This is a genomic window from Gluconacetobacter sacchari (genome assembly GCF_014174255.1).
Lineage (GTDB): Bacteria > Pseudomonadota > Alphaproteobacteria > Acetobacterales > Acetobacteraceae > Gluconacetobacter > Gluconacetobacter sacchari.
On record NZ_JABEQJ010000012.1, the window covers coordinates 122,082 to 134,634 of the forward strand.

At 62.6% G+C, this 12,553-nt stretch carries 9 protein-coding genes and 6 pseudogenes; 12 read left to right on the top strand and 3 right to left on the bottom strand.

Going from position 1 to position 12,553, the window contains the following annotated elements:
* Positions 1-178 precede the first annotated feature (178 nt).
* From HLH48_RS10945 to HLH48_RS10980, 8 genes and pseudogenes are all read left to right on the top strand, one after another.
* Positions 179-922 carry a DNA-methyltransferase gene (locus tag HLH48_RS10945; protein WP_182997539.1) on the top strand — a complete coding sequence of 248 codons (744 nt, stop codon included), beginning with the start codon at positions 179-181 and terminating at the stop codon, positions 920-922.
* Positions 919-1,395, top strand: coding sequence for a DUF2840 domain-containing protein (locus HLH48_RS10950; protein WP_182997540.1), 477 nt, complete (start codon positions 919-921; stop codon positions 1,393-1,395). Before HLH48_RS10945 ends, HLH48_RS10950 begins: the two co-directional genes overlap by 4 nt.
* Positions 1,392-2,021 carry a S26 family signal peptidase gene (locus HLH48_RS10955; RefSeq protein WP_182997541.1) on the top strand — a complete coding sequence of 210 codons (630 nt, stop codon included), beginning with the start codon at positions 1,392-1,394 and terminating at the stop codon, positions 2,019-2,021. The genes HLH48_RS10950 and HLH48_RS10955 overlap by 4 nt, the downstream gene beginning before the upstream one ends.
* A gap of 54 nt (positions 2,022-2,075) precedes the next feature.
* Positions 2,076-2,417: a DUF736 domain-containing protein gene (locus HLH48_RS10960; RefSeq protein WP_182997542.1), complete on the top strand. Its 342-nt coding sequence runs from the start codon at positions 2,076-2,078 to the stop codon at positions 2,415-2,417.
* A complete protein-coding gene (locus tag HLH48_RS10965) occupies positions 2,414-3,010 on the top strand; it encodes a hypothetical protein (protein ID WP_182997543.1) in 597 nt (198 codons plus the stop codon). The genes HLH48_RS10960 and HLH48_RS10965 overlap by 4 nt, the downstream gene beginning before the upstream one ends.
* Complete coding sequence (locus HLH48_RS10970) at positions 3,010-3,675, top strand: lytic transglycosylase domain-containing protein (RefSeq protein WP_182997544.1); 666 nt, start codon at positions 3,010-3,012, stop codon at positions 3,673-3,675. Before HLH48_RS10965 ends, HLH48_RS10970 begins: the two co-directional genes overlap by 1 nt.
* Positions 3,676-3,922: 247 nt before the next feature.
* Positions 3,923-5,665, top strand: a complete 1,743-nt coding sequence (locus HLH48_RS10975; protein ID WP_182997562.1) for a relaxase/mobilization nuclease domain-containing protein — start codon at positions 3,923-3,925, stop codon at positions 5,663-5,665.
* Positions 5,666-5,887: 222 nt separating this feature from the next.
* Positions 5,888-7,115 (top strand): annotated as a pseudogene (locus HLH48_RS10980) (IS256 family transposase).
* Positions 7,116-7,173: 58 nt separating this feature from the next.
* Here HLH48_RS10980 and HLH48_RS23775 read toward each other — a convergent pair.
* Entirely contained in the window at positions 7,174-7,395 is a 222-nt protein-coding gene (locus tag HLH48_RS23775; RefSeq protein ID WP_182997545.1) for a transposase, read from the bottom strand.
* 235 nt (positions 7,396-7,630) lie between these two features.
* Between HLH48_RS23775 and HLH48_RS10990 the strand changes: the two genes are divergently transcribed.
* Together HLH48_RS10990 and HLH48_RS10995 are read left to right on the top strand one after the other, a co-directional pair.
* Positions 7,631-8,524, top strand: coding sequence for a LysR family transcriptional regulator (locus HLH48_RS10990; RefSeq protein ID WP_264812238.1), 894 nt, complete (start codon positions 7,631-7,633; stop codon positions 8,522-8,524).
* Between the two features lie 305 nt (positions 8,525-8,829).
* Positions 8,830-9,702, top strand: a pseudogene (locus HLH48_RS10995) (transposase); the annotation flags it as partial.
* An 86-nt stretch (positions 9,703-9,788) separates the two neighbouring features.
* Here the strand turns inward: HLH48_RS10995 and istB are convergent.
* Both istB and HLH48_RS11005 read right to left on the bottom strand, forming a co-directional pair.
* Positions 9,789-10,568, bottom strand: a pseudogene (istB, locus tag HLH48_RS11000) (IS21-like element helper ATPase IstB).
* Positions 10,558-11,699, bottom strand: a pseudogene (locus HLH48_RS11005) (Mu transposase domain-containing protein). The pseudogenes istB and HLH48_RS11005 overlap by 11 nt, the downstream one beginning before the upstream one ends.
* A gap of 111 nt (positions 11,700-11,810) precedes the next feature.
* Between HLH48_RS11005 and HLH48_RS11010 the strand changes: the two are divergent.
* Positions 11,811-12,002 (top strand): annotated as a pseudogene (locus HLH48_RS11010) (transposase); the annotation flags it as partial.
* 69 nt (positions 12,003-12,071) lie between these two features.
* Positions 12,072-12,455, top strand: a pseudogene (locus HLH48_RS11015) (IS5 family transposase); the annotation flags it as partial.
* Between the last annotated feature and the right edge of the window lie 98 nt (positions 12,456-12,553).

The window sequence follows — 12,553 nt, forward strand, 5'->3', positions numbered from 1 at the left end:
CGCGCGTGTGCGGTTTCTCGTTTGGAACGAACGGGGCGGTGCCACCATGGCCCGTACGATGCGTCGTTCGCGATAAGGCTAGATTTCCACGCGGTGTTTACATTTTCAGTGCTCGACGTGCCCGCATAGCTTGCCTGATGACGGCATCGGGGCGACCGACGGTCTGGGAGACACGGCCATGACGCTGCTCTGCGGCGACTGCCGCGACGTCATGCCCTGTCATGGACCGTACGACCTGATCGTCGCAGATCCACCCTACGGCGAGACGTCCCTGTCCTGGGATCGTCGCGTTGAGGGGTGGCTGCCGCTCGCGGCGCAGGCCCTGACGCCCTCGGGTTCGCTCTGGGTGTTCGGCTCCCTGCGCAGCTTCATGGCGACGAGCGGCGATTTCCGTGCGGCCGCTCTGCGGCATGCTCAGGAAATCGTCTGGGAAAAGCAGAACGGCAGCGTGTTCCATGCCGACCGGTTCCGGCGTGTCCACGAACTGGTCGTGCAGTTCTATCCTGTCTCCGTCCGCTGGCAGGCTGTCTACAACGCTGTCGCGACAACGGATGACGCCCGGGCGCGGGTTGTGCGTCGTAAGCAGCGCCCCCCGCATACCGGCGCGATCCCGTCTTCGACCTACCGCAGTCTCGACGGCGGCCCGCGTCTCGCTCGCTCGGTGCAGCGCTTCCGCAACGTCCACGGCCGCGCCATCCACCCCACCGAAAAGCTCGTGGCGCTGCTCGACCTGCTGGTGCGGGTGAGCTGCCCGCCCGACGGACTCGTGGGCGACTGGTTCGCCGGGTCCGGTGCGGCCGGTGTCGCCTGCCGGCTGGCCGGCCGCCGCACTATCGGCTGCGAGATCGATCCGGAGATGGCCCAACGCGCCCGCGATCGCCTTGCCGCCATTCTTCCCTTCCCCGTCGGAGAACCGTCATGAACGATCTTCGCTCCCCTCCCGGCGCGCAGCTCGATCTGGTCTGGATCGAGACCCGCATCGAGCAGTGGCGGCGGTTCGGCTGCCCCGAGAGCAGTGTCAGAATTGATCGCCACAGGCGCCGCGTAAGTTTCGCCGCAGGCGATGTGTTCGCCCTGATGCGCTGGCTCGCCAGCGACACGGGCGCCGTCACGGTGTCCATCGACATCGTGCTGGCCATGCCGCCGGGCGAGCCATGCGCCGTCCTGCCCTGGATCACGGGCGCCGCCGACAGGCTGCTGCGCCAGACCGGTGACGCTCCTGTCCGGACGGTGCTTGAGACGGTCCGACGTATCGAACGACAGGGGCTCGACCCGCGCGCCGTCTGTCCGGACTACTGGCGCGATCTCGACGCGCGGCTGCGGGCCAGTCGGCCCGCGCCGCCCTATGGGCGCGCCCGCCATGAAGTGTGGCTCTGGCGGAGGGCCGCGTCATGACCCGTCGCGCATGGTTCTTCACCACCTACTTCGCCGCCCTCGCGACCCTGGCAACGACCGGCGCCTCGCCCAGCCCGCATTGGGTATGGAACGCCACCGCCAGCGTGCCCGTGGGGTTGTATCGGGTCACACCCACGCCGGCGCTGCGTGTCGGCGACATTGTGGCGCTGCATCTGCCCGAGCGCGATGCGACGTTGCTGGCCACGCGTGGCTATCTGCCCTTCGGCGTGCCGCTGCTCAAGCCGGTGGCAGCGCTCGCCGGTCAGACCGTCTGCCGCCTCGGCCTGCACGTCACCATCGACGGCAAGGCGGCGGGTGACGCCAGAGCCGTCGATCATCGGGGGCGTCCGTTGCCCGTCTGGCGTGGCTGCATCCGTCTCGGCCCGGGACAGGTCTTCGTCATGAACCCGGCGGTCCCGACCAGTCTCGACGGGCGCTATTTCGGTGTCCTGTCGGCCGACACCGTGATCGGTCGCGCCACGCCCGTCTATCTCCGGACCGGCGACGTCGAACCTCCGCCCCCGCGTTTCGAGCCGCTTCCGGATCTGACGGATCCCGGTCGACGCCCGCCCACGATGATGGTGCGGCCCGCTCCCGTGAAGAGCGCCGAGCCTCCGCTGGAGTGACGCCATGACGTTGTCCTCCATCATCTCAATTCTCGACAGGAAAGCGTTCAGCCCATGAGCCAGATCGGTGTCTTCACGCGCACGGCGAACGGCTTCGCCGGCCGCCTGCACACGCTCGCCCTCGACGCGGAACTGACCTTCGTAAGTACCGGGAATGCGGACGCGGAGAACGCGCCCGATTACCGCATTCATCTCGGTGACAGTGCCGAAGCGCCGGAGATCGGGGCCGGCTGGACCCGCACCGGCGAACGCGCCGGGGAATACGTCTCGGTGCTGCTGGACGACCCCTCGCTCGCTCAGCCGATCCGCGCCACCCTGTTTCAGGCCGGTCGTGGTGGCCGCGTCTGGAACCTTGTCTGGACGCGCGCCACGAAGCGTCAGGGAGGCCGGGCATGACACTCCCCCGTCTCCGGCTCGGCTATGCCGATCCCCCTTATGTCAATTGCGCGCATCTCTATCGCGGACAGCCGGACTACGCAGGCGAGGTCGATCATGCAGCCCTCGTGCGGCATCTCGACGCGGCATACGACGGCTGGGTCCTGCATGCTGCCGCGACACCGGCGTCGATCGCCGTGTTGGCACCACTGGTCGAGGCCACAGGCGCGCGCTGGATGGCCTGGGTGAAGGGCTTCGCCGCCTTCAAACGCAACGTCCCGGTCGCCTATGCGTGGGAGCCGGTCATCATCAAGGCGGCGCGTCGTCCTGTTGTCAGCCCTCGCCTGGTCATGCGGGACTGGATTCAGGAGAGCATTACGCTCCGTCGGGGATTGACCGGCGCGAAACCCGAGGCCGTGTGTCACTGGGCCTTCGAGTTGCTGGGCGCCCGTCCGGACGACGCGCTGGACGATCTCTATCCCGGGACCGGAGCGGTGACGCGGGCATGGGAGTCATGGCGCCGGAAGTTCGTCCTCCCGCAGATGTCCCTATCGCCGCCGAAGCAAGGCCCGGATGACCCGCCGCTCGATCTGCTCATACCGGAGGACTTCTGATGGGGGCGCCCGCTTTCTGTCGAAGGGGCGTCCTGGCGGTCGCCCGGTTCGGGCTCACGCTGGCGCTCTCGCCCATTCCGGGACAGGCGCAGGATCTCGACGCGCTGGTGCGGGAGGCCGCCGCGCAGGCTGCCATTCCGCCGTCGTGGATCCGTGCCGTGCTACGCATCGAGAGTGACGGCGATCGGCATGCCGTGTCGTCGGCGGGGGCCATGGGGCTGATGCAGATCATGCCCGGCACGTGGCGTGACCTGCGCCATACCCTCAATCTCGGCGCCGATCCGTTCGACCCGCATGACAACGTCATCGCAGGGGCCGCGTATCTGCGCTGGCTGCATGATCGCTACGGCGATGTCGGTTTCCTGGCCGCCTATAATGCAGGCCCGGGACGTTATGACGACCATCTCGCGACGGGTCGACCGCTGCCCGATGAGACGCGAGCCTATGTTGCATCGGTCGTGCGGCTGATGGGCGCGGGGACGGCTCCGGCCCGCTTTGCTCCGCTGTCGGGCAACACGTCGCCGCTCATTCCTGTAGCCATCGGCGGTCTTTTCGCCGGGCCTGTCCATCCTGTCATGAACGATACTGCTGAGGTCGGCGACAGTATGGCTCCAGCCAGGCCTGCGGCACTCTTCGTCCCCGCTGGGTGGAGGGTGGAACCATGAGCCGCTCGGTCCTGCTCACCCTCGTCGTGCGGCCTGGTCCGGGTTTGGAAGGGCTGGTGGGGATGCTGGGGGAGGAGGTAGCGTATAGGCAGGATAAAAGCCGCGAGGTGCGGCACCGTTGGGGGTGGTTTTGTGGCGGATTTCTACGGATTTTCGTCGCCCTCTGCGAGGTGCGCCGCTCTTTGAAGCCTGCCAGTTCCCGTTTCTGGCGGTTTACCGCCATTTCGCGCACATCGCGGGTATTTCCATGAAGAATGACGATGAATTCCGGATCCGGCCCGGACGCATCCGTTCCCCTGGTGCCCAACGGGCACGTCCCTTCATCGCGCAGGCCCTGGCGGCAACCCAGCGTGCCGGGGGCATGGGCCGGGGACGCCAGGGAAGCGGTGGAGGAGGTCGTTCGACCTTCGGGCGTGGGCGTGTCGCGAGTGCGCATGCCAACCGCTTCCTCACCAGCCGATCACGTGGGGTAGTGATCAAGGCCCGCGTCGTGAAGCATGGACCACGCACAGCGCCGCTGACCCCGCATCTGCGGTATCTGCGCCGGGAGGGTGTTACGAAGGACGGCGAAAAGGCAAAGCTGTTCGGCCCGGAGCAGGACGAGGTCGATCCCAAAGCCTTCGCCGAACGCTGTGCCGATGATCGCCACCATTTCCGCTTCATCGTCTCCCCGGACGACGCGGTGGAGATGCAGGATCTGAAGCGTTTCACGCGCGATCTCATGGAGCAGGCTGAGCATGATCTCGGAACGAAGCTCGACTGGGCGGCCGTGGACCATTGGAACACCGAACATCCGCACGTCCATGTCATCGTGCGCGGCAAGGCGCAGGACGGCGAGGACCTGGTGATCTCGCGCGATTACATCCGCGAAGGCATGCGGGGTCGTGCGCAGGAACTCGTCACGCGCGAACTTGGGGTACGCAACGACATTGAGATCAGGCGTGCCGTCGAACGTCAGGTCGAGGCGGATCGCTGGACGCAACTTGATCGGCAGCTTCAGCGCGATGCGAATGAGCATGGGATCATCGACATGCGTCCTTCACCGGATCGCCGGCCTGATACGTTCGAGGTGCTCAAGGTCGGTCGCCTCCGGCGCCTGGAGGGGCTCGGATTGGCACAGCAGATCGAGCCGGGCCGGTGGGCGCTGGAGGAGCACGCGGAGGCCACGCTGCGCGAGATGGGGCAGCGCAACGATATCATCAAACGGATCCACCGTGGTCTTGCCGAGCATGGCGTCGAACGCCCGCAATCCTCTTGGGTGCTGGCGAGCGAGGAAACCGAGCATCCCGTCATCGGCAAGCTGGTCGGGCGCGGGCTCGATGACGAACTGAAAGGCACGGCCTTCGCGGTGGTGGACGGGATCGATGGGCGTACGCATCATGTACGTCTCCCGAGCCTGGAGGCAACAACGGATGCTCCCATGGGAGCGATCGTCGAACTACGACGGTTCAATGATGCAAAGGGGCGAGGGCGCGTAGCGCTGGCTGTGCGCTCGGACTTCACGCTGGAACAGCAGGTGGAGGCCCAGGGGGCGACGTGGTTGGACCGGCAGGCAGTCGCGAAGGAGCCACCCGAACTGGGCGGTGGATTTGGCGCGGATGTGCATGAGGCCATGCGCCGCCGCGTCGATCATCTGGAGCGCGAAGGGCTTGCGCATCGGGAAGGCGAACGCGTGAGATTCGAGCGTGGTTTGCTTGCCACGCTTCGGGATCGGGAGGTAAGGGCAGTGAGCGAAAGGCTTGCCCGGCAGGAGGGAAAATCCTTCGACGTGGTTGTTCCTGGCGATAACGTGGCCGGTGTCTATCGCAAGCGCCTTGCGCTGGCGTCTGGGCGTTACGCGATGATCGACAACGGGCTGGGCTACCAGCTTGTGCCGTGGACGCCGGCGATCGAGAGGCAAGTTGGCAAGGTTGTTGCGGGGGTAGTCCAGGCCAGCGGCACAGTTGGCTGGGAGCTGTCCCGAGATCGACAAGCAGGCATCTCGATGTAGAGCAAGCTTTATTCGCGGTCATCTTGTGGGGGATAACAGTCTCCGACCTTGCCCGCCTGAGGTATGTCCTGGCCGATGTCTTGTGCGACAGCTACGCCCTGGTACCCGACGCGGTGACGGTGGACATCCGCGCAGAACGAGGGTGCTGCGCTGGGCCAGCACAGCATCGGGCCTATCCTGAATTTCGTGTGTTTGGTGTGATGCTGGGGAAGGAGAAGCATCATGGCCCGACGCAAGAAGCCGGTGATCCCTGACGACGTACTGGACCAGGTTCTGGCTGGTCGCGTGGTCCGCACGATGTCGGACGCGGACGCCCTTCTGGGCGATATGAAGAAGGCGCTGGCGGAGCGGTTGCTCAACGCCGAGCTGGATCACCATCTGGACGGTGAGGCTGTGGCTGGTCGCCCGAACTGCCGCAACGGCTACGGGCAGAAGACGGTGCTGACGGATGGGGGCCGGGTGCGGCTGGACATCCCGCGTGATCGGGCGGGAACGTTCGATCCGCAACTGATCGCGCGCTACCGGCGGCGGTTTCCCGGTTTCGACGACCGGATCATCTCGCTGTATGCGCGCGGCATGAGCGTGCGCGAGATCCAGGGCCATCTGCTTGAGATCTATGGCATGGAGGCCTCACCGGACCTGATCAGCGTCATCACCGACGCCGTGCTGGACGAGGTGGCAGCCTGGCAGAACCGGCCGCTGGAAGCGGTCTATCCGGTGGTGTTCTTCGATGCCCTGCGGGTGAAGATCCGCGACGAAAGCGTCGTGCGCAACAAGCCGGTGCATATCGCCCTGGGGGTGCGCGCCGACGGCACCAAGGAGGTCCTCGGCCTGTGGATCGAGCAGAACGAGGGCGCCAAGTTCTGGCTCCGCGTCATGAACGAACTGCGCCATCGCGGCGTCGAGGATATGCTGCTGGCCGTGGTCGACGGGCTCAAGGGCTTTCCAGACGCCATCCGCGCCGTCTTCCCCGAAGCCCTGGCGCAGACCTGCATCGTGCATCGGCTGCTCCATTCGCTGGATTTCGTCGCCTGGAAAGATCGCAAATCCGTAGCCACGGCTCTGAAGGATATCTACCGTGCGGTGGACGCCGAAGCCGGAAAAGCTGCCCTGGCCGCCTTTGCCGAAAGCTCCTGGGGCCGGAAATACGCGGCGATCGTCCAGTCCTGGGAGCGGGCCTGGGAGGAGGTCATTCCGTTCTATGCCTTTCCCGCCGAAGTCCGAAAATTGATCTACACCACCAATGCCATAGAGGCGCTGAATGCCAAGCTGCGGCGGCCCGTCCGGGCCAGGGGGCATTTCCCCAATGACGACGCGGCCCTCAAGCTCCTCTTCCTGGCCTTGAACCGGGCCGAGAAAGAATGGATCATGCCCCCCAAGGGAATGGTCCATGACAAAGGCACAGTTCGCCATTCTCTTCGGTGACCGCTTCGCCCGCGCCACCGTCTGATCAACATAGTGAACAACGCCTCGCACACGAAATTCCTGACAGTCCCGCAGCATCCCGATCACGGTAAATGTTCATCCCTGTCCCATCCGGAAAGTGGAGCGCGATCATCGCATGTGTCACGGCGTTTTGCGGCACTATACCTCCACCAGATGAAAGACCGGCGCCGGAGCAGGCAGCCGCGCCCGGGAAATTGCCGACGCCAACTCCACAGCGAGGCCCGGCTGATATCGTGCTGGCGCGAAACCCGCGTGACGCTGCCACCCGGCGCAACGCACGCCACTGCCGGACCGGATTTACTCCCCGAATCCCATGCGTCTATTCGCCCAACAAAACTGCATCAACACAGACTACGCAATCGAGAACATACGGACGGGTACGAATACAACTAACTGAAAACTAACATGAAGCCCCGCTGAAAGCCTGATTCATTACAGCTTGCCGACATTTTTGTTGTCGTCGTCTCGATTGAGCCGGCCAAATTCCGTGTTCTATCAATTTCTAAGGCAGGGAATGCAATGCGACGGATCAAGAACAATGCTAATATAACGTTGTCTCAGCTCCGCATGCTAATAATGGTAGCCAACCTGAAAAATATCAGTGCGGCAGCAAGAAAACTCAATATGACTCAATCAGCGGTCAGCCAGGGAATAATTACTCTTGAGCGAACACTCGAGGTTTCGCTGTTGGCCCGCACACGAGACAGCGTGGAACCCACTGCGATCGGTCAAAACGTAATTGACTTAGCAGAGATCGCCGTGGCCGCATCTGCGGAAATCCGAACCCTTTGCTCGGGTGCTTCCACAGACGATCCCCTTCACCTACGGGTGGCGAGTGTACCAAGCGCGATTGACGGTGTTATGTCCGATGCCCTCCGACGCTTCACCAAATTGTTTCCAAACATAAAAATAATGGTTTTTGAGGGAAGTCATGTCGAGGTGATCGACTGGGTCAAAGTCGGCGTTGCGGACGTAGGTATAACGGCAGTCTTTTCCCCAGACCTCGCGAGATTTAATTTGGGAACGGAGGAGCTCTTTGCGGTGCTGCCGCGTGGACATAGTAGCTTGCGGACAATGTCCGTTAGAATTGAAGAAATAGCTGATGAAGTTCTGGTTCTGGTGAATTCAGGGTGCGAAATCGTATATAATGAATGTATTAGAAATTCCGATATCCTTCAGAACAAAATACTCAGCTACCGGAGTGATACGGCAATAGAGATGGTCCGCAACGGGGTGGGTATCACTATTATGCCGCAGAGCGCGCTCACGCAACTAGATATGATCGATCTCCGAACTCGTAGTTTTGAGCCGAGAGCATTCAGGACGCTTTACCTGGTTCACAACGCAGAATACGAAAATATTACGATCGACCTATTCCGCAATACCATTATACAAAACCGTAGTGTCGTATAATGGCTATATTCGCTCTATACTAAATTTATATATAAAGTATCAGTCATAAATATCACTCCCGCTGCAGATGCCATTATCGGCGGGAGTAGATCGTTTAGTCTGAAAAATAACGAACTAAATGCGTGATAATTATATTGGGCAATGCACGGATTATTTTGTTCAAAAGAAAATTTATAGAGTCGTGCCTCACCGCCCATCAGTTTTATCCGGATGCCCACTATCGGGGCGATTGTGTTGAAAAACCCTGCCTTGCGGTAATCGCTGCTCGCTGATTCGGTGGCCGCCCGGGATGGAGGGCGATGCGGATGATGGGCGAGCGGACCGGGATGCTGGAGGCGTTGTTCTACGCGTTCAGCCTCCAGCGGCATGTCCCTGAGCGCCACATGCGGCGCCTGATCGACCGTTTCGTAGACCTGACGGCGGTTCGTACGCACCTGCAACCATTCTATAGCGACACCGGCCGCCCCTAGATCGACCCGGAACTGCTGATCCGCATGCTGATCATCGGCTACTGCATGGGTGTCCACTCCGAGCGGCGGTTGTGTGAGGAGGTCCAACTGAACCTCGCCTATCGGCGGTTCTGCCGCCTCGGAGTGGAGGGCGCCGTGGCGGATCACTCGACGTTTTCCAAGAACAGGCATGGCGGCTTCCGCGAGAGTGATTTGCTATGGCAGGTCTTTGAAACCACTGTTCGACGCTGCATCGCCGAGAAACTGGTGGGCGGCGAGAGTTTCGGTGTCGACGCCAGTCTGATCCGCGCCGATGTCGACCGGCAGCGGGCCGTCTCCGGAGACGACGGACTATCGCCCGATGCGGCCGGCAGCGCCGTGCGGGAATATCTGGAAACGCTAGACGATGCCGCGTTCGGTGCCGCGACGCCTGTCGTGCCGAAGAAGCTGGCGCCGACGGATCGGGGCGCCCGCTTCACTGCCGCCACGCCGGAACGAGCGTTCTTTGCCTACAGTACGAACTACCTGATCGATCTGGACCATGCCGTCATCATGGACGTTGAGGCCACGACCGCGGTGCGCCCGGCCGAAATCACGGCCCAGCGTTGCATGATCGAGCGTGTGCAGGCCCGGTTCGATATCTGGCCAGCACGCCTGGCGGCCGACACTGTGTATGGCGACGCCCCGAACCTGGCCTGGCTGGTCAATGAGCGCGGCACTGAGCCACATTGTTGATTTCCGTTGAAATCTGACCCGGGGTTTTCATTGAGAAATGCTCCGTCCGTTTGGTATTTCCTCCCTGATCGAGGAGAGGGTCAAGCGGTTGTTTTATCCCTCCTGCTCCTGGGTGCGCTGGCGCTGGCCCGGAACCTGTAGCTGTCGTTTCCGGTCTCGAGGATATGGCAATGATGGGTCAGGCGGTCGAGCAGAGCGGTCGTCATTTTGGGATCGCCGAAGACGTCCCCCCATTCGCCGAAACTCAGATTGGTCGTGATGATGACGCTGGTGCGTTCGTAGAGCCGGCTGAGCAGATGGAACAGCAGGGCACCGCCTGACGCGCTGAACGGCAGATAGCCGAGCTCGTCGAGGATGACGAGGTCGAGCCTCAGGAGGCGTTCGGCAATCTGACCGGCACGGTTGGCGGCCTTTTCCTGCTACAGGGCATTCACCAGATCCACTGTGGACCAGAACCGGACCTTTTTGCGGTGATGTTCGATCGCGTGGACCGCGAGGGCTGTGGCGACATGCGTCGTGCCGGTGCCTGGACCACCGATGAGCACGACATTGTCGGCCCGGTCGATGAAATCCCCTCCATGCAGCTGCCGGACCATCGCTTCGTTGATCTCGGCGACCGAGAAGTCGAAACCAGCCAGGTCCTTGCAGGCCGGAAATTTCGCCGTCCTGGTCTGATAGGAGATGGAGCGCACCTCGCGCTCGGCAAGTTCGGCCTTCAGGATCTGGGCGATGACGGGGATTGCGGCCTCAAAAGCGGGCGCGCCCTGCTCGGTGAGGTCGGCCGTGGCCTGGGCCATGCCATACATACGCAAGCCCCGCAGCATGACCACGAGGGCTCCGGCGGCCGGATCATGACGCATGGCGGTTCTCCCCGCGCAGGGCATCGTATCGTCTGGTATCGGCTCGAGGCTCGCGCTCGAGCACCAGGGCCTGAGGTGCGTCGAGCCGGGACGTTTTCGTGTTCTTCGCGTCCGTCAGACGGTGCAACGTATCGAGGACGTGGGTTTTGGTGGGCACGCCGTCTTCAAGCGCCAGTTCAGTGGCGCATAACACCGCCTGCTCGTCATGCTGCAGGACAAGGGCGAGGATCTCGACCATCTCCCAGTCGCCCCCTGGTCGCTTCAGGAGATGGGTTTGCAGCGTCCGGAATGCCTCGGGCAATTCGGCAAACGGCGCCCCGTTGCGCAGCGCGCCCGGCTTGCGCTGGATCACCGCGAGATAATGCCGCCAGTCATAAACCGTGCGACCCGGCACGCCGTGGGCTCGCTCGACGATCCGGCCGTGCTCACACAGGATATGTCCTTCCGCGGCCATCACCAGTCGCTCAGGGTAGACGCGCAGGCTTGACGGGTCGACTGGCAAAAGAGGCCGGCACGCTGGTGCGATTGCTCTCGAACTGCACGAGACAGGTCGGCGAGACGCGTTTGGTATGTTCGACGAGAGGCTTCCGCCAGCGCGTCGAATAGCATTTCGTGCGTCTGTGGCGGATACGCCCGCAGAATGAATGCTCGGCTATGAGACAATTTGGTATGGGCGACTTGCAGCTTGCCCCGCCGACCGCCGATGACGGCCCAGTCCTCGTCCTAGTCGAACTGGAAGGCCTCTCCGGGCTGAAAGCGCAAGGGAACGAATGTCCCGCGTCCTGTCGTCTGCAGCACTCTTTGCTGCTTGGCCTTCCATTGCCGGATAAAGGCCGCAACCCGTCCATACGAGCCGTCATAGCCCAGGGTCACGAGATCCGCGTGCAACCGCCGTCCCGTAAGCCGCTGCTTGCGCGATCGCCCCGCCTCCTGGGCAAGCCAGCCCCGTAGCGTGTCGACAAACGGATCAAGCCGGCTCGGACGGGCCGAAACCTTGAAACTCGGCTCGACCGTTTCCGCCCGGAGATATTTCCGGATCGTATTGCGCGACAGCCCCGTCCGGCGCTCGATCTCGCGGATCGGAAGATGATCCCGGCAATGCCACCGGCAGACCACACTCAATAACTCCATGTCGATCACCCCCGTTACCCCCGGCCAGTTGCGCCAGGGCAGTGTCAGACACGGGTCAATTCTCGGCGGAAATTACCAACCCAAACGGGTCAATCCTCAGTGGAACTCAATAGCCTGATCTTCCTGCCCTCGCGCGCCCCGGAGCTGAACCCGGTCAAGAACCTCTGGCAGTTCTTGCGCGCCAACTGGCTGTCCAACACCGTGTTCGACAACGTCGACCACATCATCGACGCCGCCTGCACCGCATGGAACAACCTCCTCGCCCTGCTAGGCACCATCCGATCCGTCGGCCTCAGTGTCTGACCGGAAATGAGTTGAGTGATTTCAGCAGATTATGATCCATGGGTTTTGCGAGAACCTGATGAGATCCAGATGGCTTGGACTGAAATTACCCGAGCGCAGTATCGCCGGGAGGATCTGGAGTATGCAAGCGACCTGCGCGACGCGGAATGGGCGCTGATTGCGCCACGGATGCCCGAGAGGAAGCGACTGGGAAGGCCACGACGTACGGATTTGCGCCGCGTCATGGAGGCGATCCTCTATATCGTCACCACGGGCTGCCAGTGGCAACAATTGCCGCGCCACTTTCCCGCTTTCACGACCGTGCAGGGCTATTTCTACCGTTGGATCCGCGAGGGCCGATGGGAGGCCATGAACCATATTCTCGTGATCCTGTCGCGTGAGCAGGACGGGCGAGGCGCGACACCTTCGGTGGGCATTATCGACAGCCAATCGGTTAAAACTGTCAGTGCTGGATGTAATCTCCCCAAAACGGCTGGCTGAAATTTCCCCAGTTTGACCGAGGATCGTCCTGGCGGGGGCATGCCCCCGCCAGGACGATCGTTCCCCAAATA